Here is a 20421-nt window from a genome sequence, read left to right as displayed (position 1 = left end):
AATCATTATCCTAGCTCACTTTTATTGTACGGTTATGATCAAGGGAAAACTGAAGTGATCTTGAACAATTTTGGGTGCATTAAAAAACCGACCTCATAATTCAGTCGGTTTTAGTACAGCAAAATATTATAATTACTGTGCTTGAATCCATCGATCAGCACGATCACGCGCAGTGCGAATCTGTTCTTGAGTCAAGTTTGCAGCCAAGGCTGTTTTTTTACCTTCAGAAAGGCTAATTACTTTAGTATCAAGCATGCCATCACGCGTTGAAAGCTCATACCATTGATAAGCCCCCATATAGTTTTTCTTTTGTTCTTCCATCATGGCAAGATTAAAGCTAGCACGGTTATCCCCGTTGCTTGCCGCTTTTTCAAAATACTTACGCGCTAAAACTTCATCTTTCTTCGTACCCATGCCATCGGCGTACATACGACCTACATTGAGTTGTGCTGCAGAGATGCCTTTATCGGCTGCTGCTTTAAACAGAGCAAATGCTTGTTTCTCATCTTTTGCAACATCTTTACCATATTGGTAACGTGTTGCGAGATAAAATTGTGCTCCTGCCTGACCAGCTTTCGCCGCGCTTTGTAATTCACCAATACTCATGACTGAGTATCGCGCTGCTTGTGTTGCAACCGATTGTGGTTGAGCAACATAGTCAGCGTGCGCTTGTATACTGATCAGACCAAACAAAAAGGTGCTGATAAATGTCTTTTTCATAGTGCGCTCACTCGATAAATTGCGACTTCACCAAATAGGTTCGGCATATGCTTGCTGAGCACACTACCTTGTTGGTCACCATTAACGGCAAGTCGATTAATAATTTTAATCCGATTCTCAGCACATAAGGCTTCAAAGTCTCGGAAAGTACATAAATGAATATTCGGGGTGTTATACCACATATAAGGCAACGCTTCCGAAACAGGCATTTTCCCTTTCAGCGCAAGAAAAGAACGAGTCTTCCAATACGCAAAGTTCGGAAAAGTAATAATTGCCTGTTTGCCGACACGCACCATATCACGAAGTAATACATCAGGTGCATCTACAGCTTGCAAAGCTTGTGCCATGACCACAGAGTCAAAAGACTGGTCAGCAAAACGGCTTAAACCTAAATTTAAGTCCTGTTGAATAATATTTAACCCCCGACTGATGGCAATTGCAATCTTTTCTTGATCAATTTCTAAGCCATAAGCGCGAATATTGTGTTGTTTGCTCATATGAGCCAACAATTCACCATCCCCACAGCCCAAATCGAGCACGCTGGTATTCGGGGTAATCCATTTTTCAGCAAGTTGTTGGTCTATACGCATTAGCTTGCCTCCAAATGGGTCGATTGCAACTGCTGTTCTCCACCTAAAAATGCGCGTAATGTTTTCACATACAGCGGAATCGGGAACAAGAAGGAATCATGACCTTGTTCAGCATCTATCTCTAAATAACTGACAGGCTGATGATTATCAATCAGGGCATCCACGATTTCCTGTGATCGGCTTGGACTAAAACGCCAATCCGTGGTAAATGAAATCACCAAGAATTTGCATTTCGGTTTACGCATCGCTTTCGTCAATGAATGCTCATATTCACGAGAGGGATCAAAATAATCCAATGCCTTGGTCATAATCAAGTAAGTATTTGCATCAAAATTGCGACTGAATTGTTCGCCTTGATAGCGCAAATAACTTTCGACTTGGAATTCAACGTCAAAACCGTACATAAATTTGCCCGATTTTAGATCACGACCAAATTTTTGTTTCATGGCTTCTTCAGATAGATAGGTGATATGACCAACCATCCGCGCTAAAATCAAACCGCGTTTTGGATAACTATCATTTTCCAAATAACGTCCATGATGGAAGTCTGGATCGGAAAGAATAGACTGTCGTGCCACTTCATTAAAGGCAATATTTTGTGCAGAAAGCTTTGGTGCGCTGGCGATAATCGCACATTTTTTTAGGCGATCTGGATAATCCAGTGACCATTGTAAGGCCTGCATGCCACCGAGAGAACCGCCAATAATGGCATACCAAACCTCAATCCCTAAACGATCAGACAACATGGCTTGGGTTTTGACCCAGTCACGAACCGTCACCAACGGGAAGTCTGGACCATAGGGACGGTTTTCATTTTCAGGATTGGGTGAGGTGGGACCTGTTGAGCCACTACATCCACCGATATTATTCAAAGACACCACAAAGAAGTGATTGGTATCAATTGCTTTCCCGGGACCAATACATTCATCCCACCAGCCCGCTTTTTTATCATCTTCATGATGAAATCCAGCAGCATGATGATGCCCTGACAACGCATGGCAGATTAAGATGGCATTGGAGTGATCTGCGTTGAGGGTTCCATAGGTTTCAACCATCAGGTCGAAACGAGGCAAAATCCGTCCGCACTCAAGCTCTAATGGAGCTTCAAATGAAATTTTTTGTGGTGTGACTAAACCCACTGAATCCGATGGAAAAGACACGAGAATGATTCGCCTTGTATAAAGTTTCTTAATCAATAATAAAAGGATACCAATTCAGGTACCCTTTCAAAAGTCATTTTTTCGATATTTAAATAGGTTGAATCATCAACACCTTAGATGGCAGCGGCAACCACTTGTTCGGTGGTTAATACACCTTGCTCAATCAAACGGTTGGTACATGCAATAATGGCTTCGATAGATGCAGTGACAATATTGTCGTGTACGCCTGCACCAAATGCACTCTTACCTGTACCTTTGACTTGGATTTCGATCAACGCAAGTGCTTTCGCATTTGCACCAGAACTGATACTACGTTCTTCGTAGTTCACCACATCGATTGGTAATTGCAAGGCATCTAACATGGCAGAGATTGGACCATTACCTTCACCACGGAGACGTTGAACTTCGCCTTCGATTTCAATATCTAACTCAATGATTTGTTTGCCATTGATATCAGACAATTGATAATGTTTGGTTTGATAATGACTGTTTTTCACATCCACATACGTGTCTTGGAATAATTGCCAAATCTGATGTGCACTGATTTCAGTCTCATTTTCGTCGGTGTATTGCTGCACGATCTGGCTAAATTCGATTTGCACGCGTCGCGGTAAAGCCACGTTGTAATTCGATTCTAACAAGTATGCGATACCGCCTTTACCCGATTGGCTGTTGACACGAATCACTGCATCGTAGTCACGACCTAAATCTTTCGGATCAATTGGTAAGTAAGGCATATCCCACATTTCTTGGTCTTTTTGGAATTCGAAGCCTTTTTTGATGGCATCTTGGTGTGAACCAGAGAAAGCTGTGAAGACCAAATCACCCGCATATGGATGGCGTGGATGCACAGGTAAACCCGTACATTCTTCAACAGTGGCAATGATTTCATTGATATTCGAGAAATCTAAGTTTGGCGCAACACCTTGGCTGTACATATTTAATGCCATCGCCGCAACGTCAACATTTCCTGTACGTTCACCGTTGCCAAAGACACAGCCTTCGACTCGGTCAGCACCTGCCATAATTGCTAATTCTGACGCAGCAATCCCACAACCACGGTCATTGTGACAGTGAACTGAGATAATCACGCCATCACGACGTGCTAAGTTGCGATGCATCCATTCGATTTGATCGGCATAGACATTTGGCGTTGAAACTTCAACCGTTGCAGGCAAGTTCAAAATCACTTTGTTGCTAGGTGATGCTTCCCAGATTTCAGTCACTGCATCACAGACGTCTTTCGCGACTTCTAATTCAGTTGCAGAGAAACATTCTGGACTGTATTGGAAGACCCATTCAGTCGCAGGATATTGTGCAGCATATTCTTTGACTTTATTCGCCGCATTCATCGCAAGTTGTTTTGCACCGTTTGCGTCAACATTCAATACTTTTTGGCGGAAGGTCGGTGAGTTTGAATTATAAATATGCACAATCGCACGTTCTGCACCGACCAATGCTTCAAAGGTACGTTCAATCAAATGATCACGCGCTTGAACCAAAACTTCGATATAGACATCGTCTGGAATCAAATTTTCTTCAATTAATTTACGAGCAAAGTCGAAGTCAATTTGAGATGCAGATGGAAAACCAATTTCAATATGTTTGAAACCAATTTTGACCAACATATTGAACATTTTGAATTTTTGTTCCATGTTCATCGGTTCAAAAATCGCTTGGTTACCGTCACGAAGGTCGGTACTCATCCAAATCGGTGCTTGGTTGATTTCATTATTCGGCCATTGACGATCTGGTAAATCCACTCGTTGGTACATACGGCGGTATTTTTTGCTTGGGTCAGCCAACATCATTAGGTAACTCCTTGTTATAGCCGAGGTTGCATGTTCAGCGTAAATACAACCGACTATAAATATATATGGTGTCTATCAGAATCAATTTAAAGAGGATTTATGTTTCGATTGCCTAAAAGACTAGGCAGAAAATTTATACGCGCGCGAGGCGCAGCATCAGGAGAGCAGCGAGATGTTTTGTATATGACGGATCGGTAACGCCGTGATTTGTTTTCATTATCTACCATTCAAATCAGTTATTTGGTTTTGCAGCTATATTAATCATCTAATCAAAATCAGTCTAGGTGAAAATACAAGCGACTGCAAAGGTGTATAAGCATTTTAATTGGAATGAATCAAAAATAATTTCCTATTTTTGCATTGAATCGCAGAATAATGAAAAAAATTTCCGATATTTTTACTATTTCCGATAAATAAAATCTTGGTTAATGTCTTTTATGGTGGCTGTTCCCATCAATGCCATGCTAATTTCGAATTCTTCTTTTAAAATTCTGATCACATGTGCAACGCCTAAAGCCCCCGCGGTTGCTAAGCCATAGATATAAGGACGACCAATCAAAACCGCAGATGCACCTAAAGCAATCGCTTTAAACACATCCGAACCTCGACGAATCCCACCGTCCAATAAAATGGGGTAATCTGTGGGAACGACAGCTCGAATCTTTTCAAGTGCAATCAAGGGGGGGATGGTGGTATCTAATACGCGTCCACCATGATTAGACACGATCAGACCTGAGACACCATACTCTAATGCTTTTTGAGCATCGGCAGGGTGGAGGATACCTTTCAGTATCACTGGCAAATTAGTCTGCTTGACCAACCATGCGATATCATCCCATGTTGGTGCGTATTTCATCAACCCCTGAAAAATTGGATGCTGATGATCAGCTAAAGTTTGAATCAGTTGTGGGGCTTGATGATGAGGGTGGGGCAAGTCTATTGGAAGTTGAAAATCAATTTTACGTTCCCGATCTCGAATTCCGGTATGTGGCGCATCGATGGTGATCACAATGGCTTTAAAGTTGTTTACCTTAGCCATTTCAATCAAGTTTAAAGCGTGTTCTCGATCACCTTGCCAATACAATTGAAACCATTTATACGGATTCTCTTTGTTAAGTTCCTGCATGTGAGTGTTGGTTAAGGTGCTGAGTACAAAATTGCTTTGCATCACTTCGGCTGCAAGTGCCGTGGCTTGCTCTGCTTGAGGATGAAACAGTGCTTGATGTCCAATCGGTGCTAAAAAAATCGGATGTGGGTAGTTGATACCGAATAGATTGAGTTGGGTGTGACCGTGTTTGAAGTCATTTAAATGACGAGGAATCAGTTGGACATCTTGGAATTGACATTGATTTTGCTGCACGCTCAGTTCGTGCATAGCCCCACCTTGTAAATAGTGCCAAGTGGATTCTACTACATGCTTTTGTGCCTGCAATTGGTAATCTGCAATGGTTTGGAGCTGTGGCGGAATCTGTGTCAAAGGCGCAAGTGGTTTTTGAGGCATTATAATGTTCCCCATTGTCTCAATAAATTATGATAATGATGGGTTAAAGCCACAACCTCTTCGGCATCCCCGAGTTGTTGTCTGAGTTTTAGAATGGTCATATCCAAGTTGAATAACATGCTGCGTTGCCAATCATCTCTGACCATGCTTTGAATCCATGTAAATGCGGCAATGCGACTACCCTGAGTCACTGGCTCAACGCGGTGTAGGCTGGTCGACGGATATAAAATGGCATCACCTGCATCCAGTTTGACTTCATGACTGCCATAAGTGTCCTCTACAATCAGCTCACCACCTTCATATTCATCAGGTTCGGATAGAAAAACGGTAATCGAGACATCGGTACGAATGGCAGTGCCTGTCTGAGATGAATATTGGATGGCGCTGTCGACATGATTGCCATAATTGCCTTGATGCTGATAGCAATTAAACATGGGAACTAAAATATGCTGAGGAAGCGCAGCAGAGCGAAGCAATAGATTTTGTTGCAATGCCGTTAATACATACTGACTAATCGATGGGTATAAATCACTTTGAATGTCGACTTGTAAGTTGTTTTTGGTCTGTTGAGCTTGTACGCCTGCACTTTGAGCACCGTTGACCCAAAGCTCTGGCTGTTTCATCTGCTGACGAAGTTCAGTGACTTGTTGCTTGTTTAATAATTCAGGGATATGCAACATCATTTTTTAAACCTTTCGATACGAAACAGCCTGCCAAAAATTATACCTTTTCTGGCAGGCTGTGTTTATTTATTAAATCTTAAAAGACTCAACAAATCATTTAGAACTTATAGTTAAAGGTTAATGCCGCTGAACGAGGTTGACCTAAAGCAAAACGGCTACCACCATTGTTTAATGCACTGATATATTCTTTGTCAGCAAGGTTATAAACATTGAGGTTTACAGAGGCATTTTTGTTAATGCTATAACCTGCCATTGCATCGAATACCACATAAGATGGAACTTTTGGCATGTTTGCTGGGGCTGGGTTGTCTGTAATCACACGCTTTTGCTCATCGACATAACGTGCACCTAGACCAACTTTAAAGCCTGCAATGTCATAAGTCGTCCATAAAGAAGCGGTCCAGTCAGGAGACCAACGTACAGAATCAGTAGTTGTGATCACACCTGTATTTGCATTGACACTTCGTTGATTTTTTTGCTTGGTTTTCATGTGAGCAACGCCCGCAGAAATGTTCCACGCATCGGTAATTTGACCAACGACACCCAGTTCTACACCTTCAACTTTGGTTTTTCCTTCTTGCAGCGACTCAAGCGTAACCGGGTCTTGCGTAAACTGATTTTCATTTTCAGTGCGATATACCGCTGCAGTTAACGCCAATGTGTTTTTCAACACATCCCATTTACTACCGATTTCGTAGTGATGTGTTTCTTGAGGTTTACCACGAGGATTGTTTGCGGCTTGAGTTCCTGATGTTGCATCAGATAGGTTGAAGTTTGCGCTTCCTGGAGGCGTGAGTGATTTGGCATAAGATGCATAAACACTGCTATTTTCTGTTGGTTTAAATAAGCTACCCAGTTTCCAACTGACTAATGTGTCATGAGCCTTTAAATCTGTTGGGGTTTCTACCGCAGTTGCTGCGGCAATAGCAAGTGCATCATAGGTGGTATGGTAATAATCCACACGAACTCCACCATTAAACTGTAAGCGGTTATCCAATAATTTAATGGTGTCAAACAAATATGCAGCGGCTGTTTGAGTTTCGCCATCACTATAAGCCCCTGTGTAAACCAGTTTTGGCATGACATCATGACGATTTGGATTGTATAAATTTGCAGGTGGCGGGGTTATAGTCGTTTGCCCTGGTATTTGGGTGGCTAAGGTACGAGAAATTTGCTGCTCTTGCAGAAACTCTAAACCCGCAACGAGGTCATGTTCGACTGCACCTGTTTTAAAGTTAAAGTTTAATGCTGAAAGATTAGCCAAGATTTTATTTTCTTGATCTATACCTTGATGTGAACGTGCAATCTTCCAGTCTTTGTGATCACTTGAACCATTTTTATTGATGGCATTAATGCCTGTCAAAACACGATTCATCTGTGATTTGCCATAACGGGTGGTGTTCGTAAATTTAATTTTCTCACCAAAATCACTTTCGATTTTTGCTGTGATCATATCTGCATCAATATCTTCATAGTCATTGACGTTGCCATAATAGTTTGAACGATCTACAGCAGGGGCTTTATTGATTTCAGCATCCGCATTATAGAAACCTTTCATGCCAATGGTTGGGATACCACCATCTGGTGTGTTACGTTGGCGAATGTGTTGTGAATATAAGTAAAAACGGGTATCTGTGTTCAAACCAAATACAATAGAGGGAGCCACAGCCCAACCATTGTTCTCAACCACATCACGACCTTCAACGCCGCCATCTTGGCCCATAGCGTTGAAGCGAATCGCTACACTTTCATTGATCGCTTGGTTGATGTCAGCAGTTAAACGTACATTTTCAGCCGTGTTATAACGTGCTGAAACCTCACTGCTATTTTCAGCTTTCGGTAATTTAGTGACTAAATTGATATAACCAGATGCAGAGCCACGACCCGCTTCAGCACCTGATGGGCCTTTTACCACTTCGATTTGTTCTAGGTTAAATACGTCACGGCTGACCGCACCAAGATCACGGACACCATCAACATAGGTTGAAGTTTGGGTAGAGAAACCACGCATTTGGAATGTGTCACCTGCGCTGGTATTACCATTTTCACCCATTTGCAGCGTGATTCCTGGGGTATTACGCAATGCTTCAATGAGTGACGAGGCACCTTGTTCTTGTAAGAGTTCTTTTTTGATGACTTGTATGGTTTGTGGCGTATCAACTAATGGTTGGGTGTATTTTGGCGAACTTATGGCTTCGGCTTTGTAGCTGTTTTCAGCTTTCACTTCAATTGTTGGAAGTTTAGTCACGTTTTCCTGTGGTGTAGCTGCGTGTGCAGTCAAAGGAAGGCTTGCAGCAAGTGCAACTAACTGTGTAGTACCAAGGTGTTTACGACTTTTAATTTTTGCCATTGAGAGAAACCCCGAAATTGAAGTGGTGAATGACCGAACTCGCAACTTTGTGAAACTTTTACAAATAATGCGGTAAAAGTGAATGAATTGTTAAACTATGTAACAATGTGTGCGAAGTCTAATGATAATTATTATCGTTATCAATGTCTTTATTTGTTCTTGTTTCTGTATGTGTTATTAAAGTTTTGATATTTATACTTATATTTTTAAATTGATATTAACGATGCATTGTGCTGTATATTTTTATAATAATGATTGGTGAAAATAGGTTATTGTTTTTATTGATTATTTAATTTTAATAATTATTTGTGCTATTGGGGTGTACTAGGAGTAGTACTAAGCTTCTTAATAAAGTTAGTGGGATTTAACGAAGAAAAAGTTGTTTTTGGAACTCTACTTTTAGATAGAGTCCCAAAAAGATGAGATCTGTTAGAAGCGTGCGTTGATACTTAACCAAAAGTTGCGTGCTTTATCCTTATTATTGTAATGATCCTGATACGTTGGGGTATAAGTACCATCACCATTGTCTGCAAAGGTTGTGGAATAAGATGTAAAGTCTTCATCCAATAGGTTATTTACACGACCATTGATGGTAAACATTTCATTGATTTTATAACTTGCGCCTAAATTCAATACACCATATTGCTTATAGTAAAGCTCATTACCATTTGTATCCACATTGCGGAAACGTTTTGAATGCGTTTCATAAGCAACATAGGTCGATAATTTATCCGTGATATTGAAGTCAGCGGCAATATTTGCCATGTGTTTTGCACTATTACCTAAAGGTTGTCCTTTTTCTGCCCCACTTTTTTGCTCGCTGTCCGTGTAGGTATAGTTGGCGCGTAAAGCCGCAATATTTTCAACTAACTGCCAGCGTGCCGCCAGTTCAGCACCTTGAATGACCACCTCATCAATATTGACTGTTTTGCTACTGTTACTGTAACCCAGTTCCGCATATTCTCCTGTACCAGAGCAGGTTACGGTCGTATTTGCTCCACATGGCTGTGATGCGATTTTATCTTCAAATTTATTGTGAAAGATGGTGGCATTAAAGCTGTGACCTGATGGGTGTTGCCAGTATGCAGCCAACTCAGAACTCACGCTGGTTTCTGGTTTTAAATCGGGGTTACCAAATTGTGGTGATGTTCCTTGAGCGCCAAACATAACCACACCGTTATAAAGCTGAGTTGTTTTAGGTGGTTTATAACCGGTACTTACGCCACCTTTTACAGTCCACTGATCATTAAAGGTATAAACACCATAAATGCGCGGGCTAAACTGATCGCCAAATACTTCGTGATTATCATAACGAATACCAGTCGTTAAAGCGAAAGGAGCAAAAATGTTCCAAGTGTCTTCAACAAAGAGTGACCACATATTATTTTTTTGTTTGCCGTCGGTCGTACCATTTTCCATTCCAAAGATCCCGTCGATTAATTCGCCACGAGAAATTTGTGTACCAAGGACAGTTGTGTGAGCACCTGCCAATTCAAATGGTATATCGAGTTTTGCATCTAGCGTCCATTGATTGCTTTCTAAGCTTCGTTTTTTACGAGGCAGGAAGGTGGATTCAGCAATTGCTTTACGCTCATCTAGTGATAGGCCTTCATAGCTACCTGTACCGTTGATCATTTCCAATAGTTGCTTACGCTCAGCAACCGTAAATGGCAGAGTACGGCCTTGGTTATTGGTTTCAACATAACCTAATGAGACAAAACTTTTTGCCCAACTCCAGTCTCCCTCATGGGTCAAAGCAAAGGCATCACGATCAAATTTTTGTTCATTTATATATCCTGCACGTGGAGCAGCAACTGTCACACCATTGACTTTTTGAGTGCGCCAAATAGTCTCAATACTATCGACAGTCCCCAAAGGGAATTGTGTTGTACCGTCAGGTGCTTTTACTGGATTATTGTCATATTTTTGACGAGAGGCATCGTAATCGAATACTAAGCTTTGATTATCTGTTGGTTTCCAGCTCAAGCTTAAACCGAGTGCATGATTGGTGTTATCTACAGTTTTCCCCCCACCACCAAAACTGAGCGAACGATAATGGGTATTTCCTGCTGGATCTGTGATTGAGGTAAATTCAGGGGTAGATGCATCACGTTCATAAATACTGCCCCGAATCGATAATCCAAGAACATCTTTGATGATGGGTCCCATAATATTAAAGTCTGCGGTGGTATCGTTACCGAAGTCATCATTACTTTGATGGGTACGGCCAATACTTGCTGATCCTGTCCAAACATCGGTGACTTTTTTGGTGATAATGTTAATCACCCCGCCCATGGCATCTGCGCCATAAAGTGTAGATGCAGGACCACGGATGACCTCAATACGTTCAATCGCATCTAATGGGGGAATATGATTGAATTGGTTTCCTCCAAAGCTATTTGGATAAATGTCACCGTGGTTATTTTGCTTACGTCCATTGACTAAAATTAAGGTGTAATCTGCACCCATACCTCGGATAGAAATCGTTCCTTGTCCTGTTTTATCTCGAGTTTCCCCAACATCGATACCCTCAAGATCACGTACAGCATCTAATAGCGTGGTATATGGTTTTTTTTCTAATTGTTCTTTGGTAATTACTGAAATCGATGCCGGCGCATTTTTAATATCTTGCTCATAACCTGCTGCGGAAACCACGATTGTTGATAACTGGTGTGTTGCTGGTTCATTGTTGTTGGCATATGTAGCGCTAGATGCAAGAGCGAGTAACGCAGCGGAGAGAGGGTGAGGATTGAAACTTGCCATAACTGAAATATCCCTAAATAAAAACACAAATCACGCGAATGATAAATATTAAAAATGCTGTAATGATAATGATAAAACTTATCATTAACAACAAAAAGAAACATTGTTTTAAGTTTTATTTAAGAAAGCTGTTAAATTGGCGTTAATTAAAGAAAAAAATGAAAGTAAGTGACTTTTTCATCATCTAATTTTGTATATCTGAAAAGTTGTCATATAATGTGGCACTTTAAAAAATTGTTATTACTAACTATATATCGAGGAAGCCATGCAAGTAACGACTGAAGCGGTTTCGGGCGTTGCCCGTCGTTTAAATGTTTCTGTACCGACGAGCCGTGTTAACGAGCAGTTTGAAGCTCGCTTACAGCGCACTGCCAAAACTGTGAAGATCAACGGCTTCCGTCCAGGTAAAGTGCCTTTAAATGTAGTACGCCGTGAATATGGTGCGGGCATTTATCAAGAAGTTGTGAATGACATCATTCGTGACACCGTGTTTGAAGCGATTCAACAAGAAAAAATCAATGCTGTCGGTATGCCGAACATTGAAAAAGTTGAAAACAAAGACGATGCTTTAGTTTATGAAGCAACTGTTGAAGTTTATCCAGAAGTAGAAGTAAAAGCTTTTGCTGACTTGGAAGTTGAACGTAAATCATCTGAAATCAACGATAAAGACGTTGATACAATGATCGAAAACTTGCAAAAACAACGTCAAACTTGGGCTGTAACCAAAGGTATGGCGAAGAAAGACATGCAAGTGACTTTCGACTTTGAAGGTACTGTTGATGGCGAGAAGTTCGAAGGCGGTACGGCTGAAGACTTTAAACTGGTACTTGGTTCAGGTCGTATGATCCCAGGTTTCGAAGATGGTATCGTTGGCATGAAAGCAGGCGAAGAGAAAGTGATTGACGTGACTTTCCCTGAAGATTACCAAGCTGAAAACTTGGCTGGTAAAGCTGCTCAATTCAAAATCACAGTGAAGCAAGTTGAAAAACCAAAGCTTCCTGAAATTGATGCTGAATTCTTACAGATTTTTGGTGTGACTGAAGAAGAAGGCTTAGAAAAGTTAAAAGCTGATGTTCGCAAGAATATGGATCGTGAAGTTCGTAACGGTCTTCGCAACCAAATTAAACAAGCTGCATTTGATGCGCTTGTGGCTGCAAACGAAATCGATGTACCAGCTTCAATGGTTGCTCAAGAAATTGACCGTCAACGTCAACAAATGATCCAACAGTTTACGCAACAGTTTGGTGCTCAAGGTGCGCAATCATTTGATAGCAGCATGCTTCCTGATGAGTTGTTCAAAGAACAAGCTGAAAAATCAGTTAAACTTGGTGTGTTGGTTAGCAAAGTAATGGCTGATGCGAAACTTGAAGTTGATCAAGCGCGTGTAGAAGCTTATATCGATGACATGGCTTCTTCTTATGAAGATCCAACTGAAGTTGTTGAATACTTTAAAACTGACAAACAGCAACGTGCTCAAATCGAAGCTGTGGTTTTAGAAGACCAAGTGGTTGATCATATTTTAGCTGCTGCTAAAGTAAATGAAGTTGCTGTAAGCTATGAAGACTTACTGAAAGAGCAACAAGCTCGCCGTGGCTAATCTTTCAAAAGTTGAGAAGAAAGGCGCGTAAGCGCCTTTTTTTATCTGTCTTTGTCTATGTTATGAAAGTGTTAATTTGTTAAAAAATTGCCAGATTTTAGTCTAAATAATCGAATATTTCAGATTGAACCTTTTGCAATTTCATCGATTATCCCTCATATTGTTGGCATAGATCGTGTCACAATAATTTAGGAATAAGTAAACGTATGTATGTTCCAACAATTGATAATGCTTTAGTTCCTGTAGTCGTCGAGCAGTCATCTCGTGGTGAGCGCTCATTTGATATTTTTTCACGTCTCCTACGCGAGCGTGTGATTTTCTTGACGGGTGAAGTGGAAGACAACATGGCCAACTTAATCGTTGCGCAAATGTTGTTTTTAGAAGCTGAAAATCCTGAAAAAGATATTCATCTATATATCAACTCACCTGGCGGATCTGTCACTGCGGGTATGGCGATTTATGACACCATGCAGTTTATCAAACCTGATGTGGTGACTTACTGTATGGGTCAAGCTGCGTCGATGGGTGCATTCCTGTTAAATGCGGGTGCCAAAGGAAAGCGTTACTGTCTTGAAAATGCGCGTGTGATGATTCACCAACCTTTAGGTGGTTTCCGTGGTCAAGCGTCAGATATTGAGATTCATGCACGTGAAATACTCTTTATCAAAGAACGCCTGAACCGTTTAATGGCCGAGCATAGTGGTCAAGACTATGAAACAGTTGCGCGTGATACAGATCGTGATAATTTCATGACTGCCAATGCCGCTAAAGAATATGGTTTAGTTGATCAAGTATTAAGTAAGCGCCCGTAATTTTCTAAAGATTCAAGAATTGGAGTAAATATGTCCGAACATCCTCAAGGACAAAAACATTGTTCATTTTGCGGTAAAACGCAGTCTGAAGTCGGGAAACTGATTGCAGGTGAGGACGCATATATTTGTAATGAGTGTGTGGATGTCTGCTTGGACTTGGTACAAACCAGTCAACAGGTCGAAGCTGGGGATTGGGCAAGCAAAGCATTGCCTAAGCCACATGAAATACGTGCTGCCTTAGATCAGTATGTTATTGGACAAGATATTGCAAAGAAAACCTTATCTGTAGCGGTGTATAACCATTATAAACGCTTGAAAGTGGGGCAGTCTGGTCATACCGATCAAGAAGTTGAAATTGCAAAAAGTAATATTTTGCTGATCGGACCAACAGGTTCGGGTAAAACTTTACTTGCGCAAACACTTGCTCGTTTACTCGATGTTCCTTTTGCTATGGCAGATGCGACGACACTCACCGAAGCTGGCTATGTCGGTGAAGATGTAGAAAACATTGTGCAGAAGTTATTGCAAAAAGCGGATTATGATGTAGAGAAAGCCCAAAAAGGTATTATCTACATTGATGAAATCGATAAGATTACGCGTAAATCTGAAAATCCGTCTATTACTCGTGATGTATCGGGTGAAGGTGTACAACAAGCATTACTGAAAATGATTGAAGGGACTGTTGCTTCTATTCCGCCTCAAGGTGGTCGTAAGCATCCTCAGCAAGAATTTATCCAAATTGATACTGCCAATATTTTGTTTATTTGTGGTGGTGCTTTTTCAGGCTTGGAAAAAATCGTCCAACAACGTCAAGAAAAGGGCGGTATTGGTTTCACTGCTGATGTGAAGAATAAAGATGATCGGAAGAAAGTATCAGAATTATTCCGTCAGGTGGAAGCAAATGATCTTGTGAAGTTTGGGTTGATTCCTGAGTTTATTGGTCGTTTGCCTGTGATCGCAACTTTAGAGGAACTGGATGAGGATGCACTTATGCAGATTTTGACAGAACCTAAAAATGCGTTAACACGTCAATACCAACATTTGTTCACGATGGAAGATGTAGACTTAGTCTTTGATGAGTCTGCATTACGCGCTGTGGCGAAAAAAGCACTTGAGCGTAATACAGGCGCGCGCGGTCTACGTTCTATTTTAGAAAATGTACTGCTCGAAACCATGTATGATTTGCCAAGTCGTACAGATGTGGGCACTGTGATTGTTGATGAAGCTGTGATTAATGGTACAGCCAAACCGACATTTAAAGCAGAACGTTTACCGCAAGTGACGAAGTCTGAAGTCAGTGAAAAGAAAGATTTAAAAGTGATAGATTCTAAATCGGCTTAACGCCACAGATCTATCGTTTATCTAAAAAAGCATGAAAGGCCTCGCTTTTCATGCTTTTTTTATTTGCAATTGGGCATTGAGGTGTTAATCTTAAAAATTGAAAAAACCGCATAGTGTTGCGCAGTTAAAAATAAATCCAAGAAAACGCCTTGAGGGATGTCATGCGTTATTTAATATTGTCATTATGTTGTGCAGGGGTATTGGCTGGCTGTCAAAGTCATAAGGCAGTTGAACAGAATCCAACAGCACTGACCGCAACGCTACCACCTGTTGATACTGAAAAAGAACCCGGTTTATTTGATCAATATCACGTCGGTGGCTTCACTGTAGGTGGTTGGGTCAATCAAAAGTTAGGGCAACATTTCTCACCGATCAAGCCACAAAATCAGCAAGCCGCTGTAGTCTATCTCTATCGTCCAGATACGCGATGGAATCGTCAGGAAATCGCTGCTGCAAATTTATTTATCAATGGACATCGTATTCCAAGTTTGTTGCACAATCATTATTATTGGCTAGAATTACCAGCAGGCACTTACAGATTAAGCGTAAGCCGTCCTTTGGTTGGATTACATTTCCAAAAACCGAAATATATCGATTTTAGCGTTGATGCTGAGCAAACTTATTTTATTAAATATGATGAAGAAAATAAAATTTCTCGAAGTGAGCCGAGTGGTCCATTTATGCCAACGCCTGAAAAAGTCGCTCGTCAAGAAATTGCATTTACACGCTTAAAATCATCAAGCTATAATTTTGTGGCACAGGATGAATCTGGCAAGATCCGTTCTAAGCCTCAAGAGCTTAAACCTGAAAAATATGATGCAAAATCAGAGGTACATTTGGTCAAACCATTTAAGTTATGGAATCCTTTGACTTGGTAATGTGGTTATAATCATCTATGCAGGAAAGCACAATTTGATTGTGCCTTCTGCAAAAGTTTAAGACTTAGAAATAATAGCCTAGATTAATATTAAAGCGTTGTTCAGTTTTAGAGCTATCGCCTGCAACGCTTCCCCCAATAAAAGGTTGATTTTTTGCATTGACAAAATCAACGTAACTAAAGAAATTTCCTGCAGAAACAGCAACACCCGTGGTGTTCATAAAGGTGTCACGGCTATTGTCAGATTTGTCATAAATCATGCCGTAATCATTATAAAATTGCAGTTGTGAAATCGGACCTAAAGAAACGGGTAGTGTATAGGCAACATTGGCACTTAATGATTTGGCTTGTGCTGCAATAGAATCATAGAAGCCATATGCGCCAACAATCATACGATCCGCATTGTTGTTGACACTGTAGTCATATTGGCTGTGTTGTAATTGAACGTTCCAGCGTTGATAATTACTATTGAGATGAACTGCCCATGCATGGTAGTTTCCGACGCGTTTTTGGTTATCATGCAATCCACCATAAAGTGCAGATGTTCCAATTTCACTGGAGATCCCGCCGAGATCAAATTGATAACCTAATCGCCCAGAAAGCGTATTGTATTCACCAATTTTTTGCGTTGGTTCGGCATAAATATCTTCACCTTTAGCCCTTATGCCAACAACATCATATGAGTAGCGTTTACTGCGATCATCGACATAACCGTCAACGCCCCCTAATTCATCATTTTTATAAAAACCTAAATCGAGTCGCCAATTATCTTTCATTTGGCGTGAAACGAGGATTCCAAGGTCAAAGTCATCTTCTAAGCCAATATAATAGTTTGGACTGAAATAGTAGCTATGAGAATTATAAGGTTGATTACCAAAGCGGACAGGTGTGATCCCAGCTTTAATTTCCCAATTAGGCATGAACTCATAACCTAGCCAAGCATATTTGACGGTTGTCATGTAGTCATAAAAACGCAGTTCTGCACCGAGTAGAATGTCATCGACATTGCCATTAAATTTGAGTGCGATCATATCGAAGTCAAAATCGCCATGACGGTCTTTGTTACCTTTTTCGTATGAGTTAATGCCTAAATTGGCACGAACTGCACCGCCAACATCGACTTTACTTTTTTTTGCTTCAGTGCGAGTGGTCTCAGCTTGTTCGTCTAATGCTTTGGTTTGTTGTTGGTGTAGTTTGGTTTCGAGTGCAGCAAGTTGTTGTTTTAGGCTGTTTATTTGTTGCTGTAAGTCAGGTTCAGTATGAGCATAGCTGCTAGAGCAAATAGCAAGTGAAGATAAAAGTAAAAATCTTTGATAAAGCATAATATTGAGAGTTCTCCTTTTTTGATGTTTAAGCAGTGTAATGGAGTTTTTGTCGTATTTTCAAATATCAAACATTAAAAAAGGCATTGAGGATGACCTCAATGCCTATAAAGTGAATACCACTTATATTTAATGGTTATACATGGTGGCTTAAGCTTGTGCAGCATCAACCACTGGGATTTTTCCAATTTTTGCTTGCCAGATTTTTGGTGCAGTCGCGTGGATCGATGTACCATTCACATCAACGGCGACAGAAACAGGCATATCTTCAACCACAAACTTATAGATCGCTTCCATACCCAAGTCAGCAAATGCAACCACTTCAGCTTCACGTACCGCTTTCGATACGAGATACGCTGCACCACCAACGGCCATCAAGTAAGTTGCTTGATTGTCTTTGATCGCTTCAATCGCAGCTGGACCACGGTCCGCTTTTCCGATCATACCGAATAAGCCAGTTGCTTCTAGCACTTGACGGGTAAACTTGTCCATACGGGTTGCAGTTGTCGGACCAGCAGGACCAACCACTTCATCACCCACTGGATCGACTGGACCCACGTAGTAAATAAACTTACCTTTTAAATCAACAGGCAGCTCTTCACCATTGTTCAACATGTCAACCATGCGCTTGTGGGCAGCATCACGACCTGTATAAATCGTACCGTTTAACAATAAAGTATCGCCTGGCTTCCAAGCATTCATCTCTTCTTGGGTAATGGTATCCAGATTTACACGTGTTGATTTTGAAGAATCCCAAGTGACAGCAGGATAGTCTTCAAGTTTCGGTGCTTGGATATGTGCAACACCAGTACCATCAAGTTGGAAGTGCGCGTGACGTGTTGCCGCACAGTTCGGAATCATACCGACTGGCTTACCTGCAGCGTGGCATGGATAGTCTTTGATTTTAATATCAAGAACTGTGGTCAAACCACCAAGACCTTGTGCACCAATACCAAGTGCATTCACTTTCTCGAAGATCTCAATGCGGAGTTCTTCCATCTTGTTTTGTGGACCACGACGAAGTAATTCGTCCATGTTGATTTCTTCCATGAGCGCTTCTTTTGCAAGCATCATGGCTTTTTCAGCAGTACCACCGATACCGATACCGAGCATACCCGGTGGACACCAGCCTGCACCCATGGTTGGGACGGTTTTAAGTACCCAATCTACGATTGAATCAGATGGGTTGAGCATTGCGAGTTTTGATTTGTTTTCTGAACCGCCACCTTTCGCAGCAACGGTAATATCCACTTTGTTACCCGGTACGAGTTTGTAGTGGATCACAGCAGGGGTGTTGTCTTTAGTATTCTTACGACCAAAAGCAGGATCAGCCAAAACAGAGGCACGGAGAACGTTTGAGTTCTCTAAGTAACCTTGGCGTACACCTTCATTGATCGCATCATCTAAGCTTATGCTTAAATCAAATTTAACATCTAAACCCACTTCAAGGAAAACATTGACAATCCCTGTATCTTGACAGATTGGTCGATGGCCTTCAGCACACATACGTGAGTTGATGAGGATCTGGGCAATTGCATCTTTTGCAGCTTGGTTTTCTTCACGATCATAAGCACGGCTCATCGCTTGGATGAAGTCTTGTGGGTGATAGTAAGAAATAAACTGTAGGGCATCCTTGATTGATGTAATCAAGTCATCTTGTTTGATGATCGTTGTCATATCAAATTTCTCTTGAGCGGGCGATTAGCTGGCGGGCTAAATTATATGACAAAAAGTCTGCATTGTGGGAGTTTTAGCGTGCATTTGGCTAAAGGTCGAAGGGGCTGAATATTCGACTTTTTGATAAATTCTTTACTTACCTGTCTATGCAAGAAACACAAAGTGGCTAAAGTAGCCTAAAAGTCGTTAATTGGTAAAATAAATTAACCTGATTTGATTCTCATTTGAGAAGGTGAGTAGCCGAAATATTTCTTAAAGCGATTACTAAAATGACTACTTGAACTAAAGCCATATTGCGCAGAAATTTCGGTGAGATTTAAGCGGGTGGTCTGTAGGGCTTGATGCGCCAGTTCTAGGCGACGTTGCATCACATATTGATGCGGTGGCATCTGCATGGATTGTTTAAACATATGTGCAAAATGATATTCACTGAGTTGCGTTTGTTGCGCCAAATCAGACAGTGTGAGGCTGAGATATAAATGCTGATCGATCCATTCTAAAAGTTGCTTTAGCACATATGGTGATAAGCCTCCTTTTACCACAGGTACTTGCCATTGTGTGTGGCTATAATTTTTAATGAGATGGTTGAGTAATAGCGTGGTTGCGGTGCTCATTTGTAAATGGTTTTCGTGATTACCCCATGCCCCGTTAAGTAGGAAGTGTCGGTAAATCATCGAGATGTGTGGGTCAGATACAAACACTTGTGGGTTGAGCGTGATTTGACTCGGCTCACGATCCCAGACTTGTTCAGCCACGCGTTGTAAATGCTGTTGAGTATAATAAAGATGCACAAATGTGAGTGAATCACGCAGATCCCATGTTGAGTCAAAATCTTGTGGCATGAGGCACATACGATCTGGCCCGCCGCCATTGTGCCAACCTTGAGCGGTCTTCTGATAACTCTGATAGCCGCCTTGAATATACATACTTAAAGTGTGATGGTTACTACAGACATTGACACGATCTTGGTTGTTTTGCCACATTGCCAATTGCATGCCTGAACCCAACTCTACCGAGTCGAGTAATTGGGCTTTATATTGTTGTAATTGATCTAGAATCTGATATTTCATCTTCTACTCAAAGCTTTAGATATGTGACTAGTGTAGCGATTTTTAATACATAATTGTTATCGATGCAAGAGAAGAAATAGAAAACCGCAAGTTGGTGATAGTGAACGCAAGATGATGCAAGCTATCGTGATCTAAGACCAAGCAAAA

General features: G+C 41.1%; 15 protein-coding genes. 4 read left to right on the top strand and 11 right to left on the bottom strand.

Annotated features, from left to right (window positions below):
* Positions 1–132 precede the first annotated feature (132 nt).
* The 8 genes from MMO38_RS13115 to MMO38_RS13080 form a co-directional block, all read right to left on the bottom strand.
* On the bottom strand, positions 133–720 hold the full coding sequence (locus tag MMO38_RS13115; RefSeq protein WP_004672912.1) for a tetratricopeptide repeat protein: 588 nt from the start codon (positions 718–720) through the stop codon (positions 133–135).
* Positions 717–1310 (bottom strand): methionine biosynthesis protein MetW, encoded by a 594-nt coding sequence (gene metW / locus MMO38_RS13110; protein WP_004672910.1) that lies wholly within the window; start codon positions 1308–1310, stop codon positions 717–719. Before metW ends, MMO38_RS13115 begins: the two co-directional genes overlap by 4 nt.
* The gene (locus MMO38_RS13105) at positions 1310–2470 is read right to left on the bottom strand and encodes a homoserine O-acetyltransferase (RefSeq protein ID WP_004672909.1); all 1161 of its coding nucleotides are present in this window, start codon (positions 2468–2470) and stop codon (positions 1310–1312) included. Before MMO38_RS13105 ends, metW begins: the two co-directional genes overlap by 1 nt.
* 113 nt (positions 2471–2583) lie before the next feature.
* Complete coding sequence (gene leuA / locus MMO38_RS13100) at positions 2584–4281, bottom strand: 2-isopropylmalate synthase (protein WP_004672908.1); 1698 nt, start codon at positions 4279–4281, stop codon at positions 2584–2586.
* 400 nt (positions 4282–4681) lie between these two features.
* Positions 4682–5782, bottom strand: a complete 1101-nt coding sequence (locus MMO38_RS13095; RefSeq protein WP_241323817.1) for an alpha-hydroxy acid oxidase — start codon at positions 5780–5782, stop codon at positions 4682–4684.
* Positions 5782–6465, bottom strand: a complete 684-nt coding sequence (locus MMO38_RS13090; protein WP_241323816.1) for a Fe2+-dependent dioxygenase — start codon at positions 6463–6465, stop codon at positions 5782–5784. Before MMO38_RS13090 ends, MMO38_RS13095 begins: the two co-directional genes overlap by 1 nt.
* A gap of 97 nt (positions 6466–6562) precedes the next feature.
* Positions 6563–8815 (bottom strand): catecholate siderophore receptor Fiu, encoded by a 2253-nt coding sequence (locus tag MMO38_RS13085; RefSeq protein WP_241323815.1) that lies wholly within the window; start codon positions 8813–8815, stop codon positions 6563–6565.
* Positions 8816–9244: 429 nt separating this feature from the next.
* Positions 9245–11578, bottom strand: coding sequence for a TonB-dependent receptor (locus tag MMO38_RS13080; protein WP_241323814.1), 2334 nt, complete (start codon positions 11576–11578; stop codon positions 9245–9247).
* Between the two features lie 265 nt (positions 11579–11843).
* Here MMO38_RS13080 and tig point away from each other — a divergent pair, with 265 nt between their 5' ends.
* The 4 genes from tig (at position 11844) to MMO38_RS13060 (ending at position 16206) form a co-directional block, all read left to right on the top strand.
* Positions 11844–13175, top strand: a complete 1332-nt coding sequence (gene tig, locus MMO38_RS13075) for a trigger factor (RefSeq protein ID WP_241323813.1) — start codon at positions 11844–11846, stop codon at positions 13173–13175.
* 206 nt (positions 13176–13381) lie between these two features.
* The gene (gene clpP, locus MMO38_RS13070; protein ID WP_004672895.1) at positions 13382–13987 is read left to right on the top strand and encodes an ATP-dependent Clp endopeptidase proteolytic subunit ClpP; all 606 of its coding nucleotides are present in this window, start codon (positions 13382–13384) and stop codon (positions 13985–13987) included.
* 30 nt (positions 13988–14017) lie between these two features.
* Positions 14018–15328, top strand: coding sequence for an ATP-dependent protease ATP-binding subunit ClpX (gene clpX, locus MMO38_RS13065; protein WP_004672894.1), 1311 nt, complete (start codon positions 14018–14020; stop codon positions 15326–15328).
* 161 nt (positions 15329–15489) lie between these two features.
* Entirely contained in the window at positions 15490–16206 is a 717-nt protein-coding gene (locus MMO38_RS13060) for a DUF2846 domain-containing protein (protein WP_004672892.1), read from the top strand.
* Positions 16207–16270: 64 nt separating this feature from the next.
* Here MMO38_RS13060 and MMO38_RS13055 read toward each other — a convergent pair whose 3' ends face one another.
* From MMO38_RS13055 to MMO38_RS13045, 3 genes are all read right to left on the bottom strand, one after another.
* Positions 16271–17527, bottom strand: a complete 1257-nt coding sequence (locus tag MMO38_RS13055) for a carbohydrate porin (RefSeq protein WP_241323812.1) — start codon at positions 17525–17527, stop codon at positions 16271–16273.
* Positions 17528–17677: 150 nt separating this feature from the next.
* Positions 17678–19204: a fumarate hydratase gene (locus MMO38_RS13050; RefSeq protein ID WP_241323811.1), complete on the bottom strand. Its 1527-nt coding sequence runs from the start codon at positions 19202–19204 to the stop codon at positions 17678–17680.
* Positions 19205–19407: 203 nt separating this feature from the next.
* Entirely contained in the window at positions 19408–20274 is an 867-nt protein-coding gene (locus MMO38_RS13045) for an AraC family transcriptional regulator (RefSeq protein ID WP_241323810.1), read from the bottom strand.
* Positions 20275–20421 lie beyond the last annotated feature (147 nt).

This window comes from Acinetobacter sp. NIPH 1852 (assembly GCF_022549455.1).
Lineage (GTDB): Bacteria > Pseudomonadota > Gammaproteobacteria > Pseudomonadales > Moraxellaceae > Acinetobacter.
The sequence above is the reverse complement of the archived record's forward strand: the minus strand, read 5'-3'. Positions and strand labels throughout refer to the sequence as shown.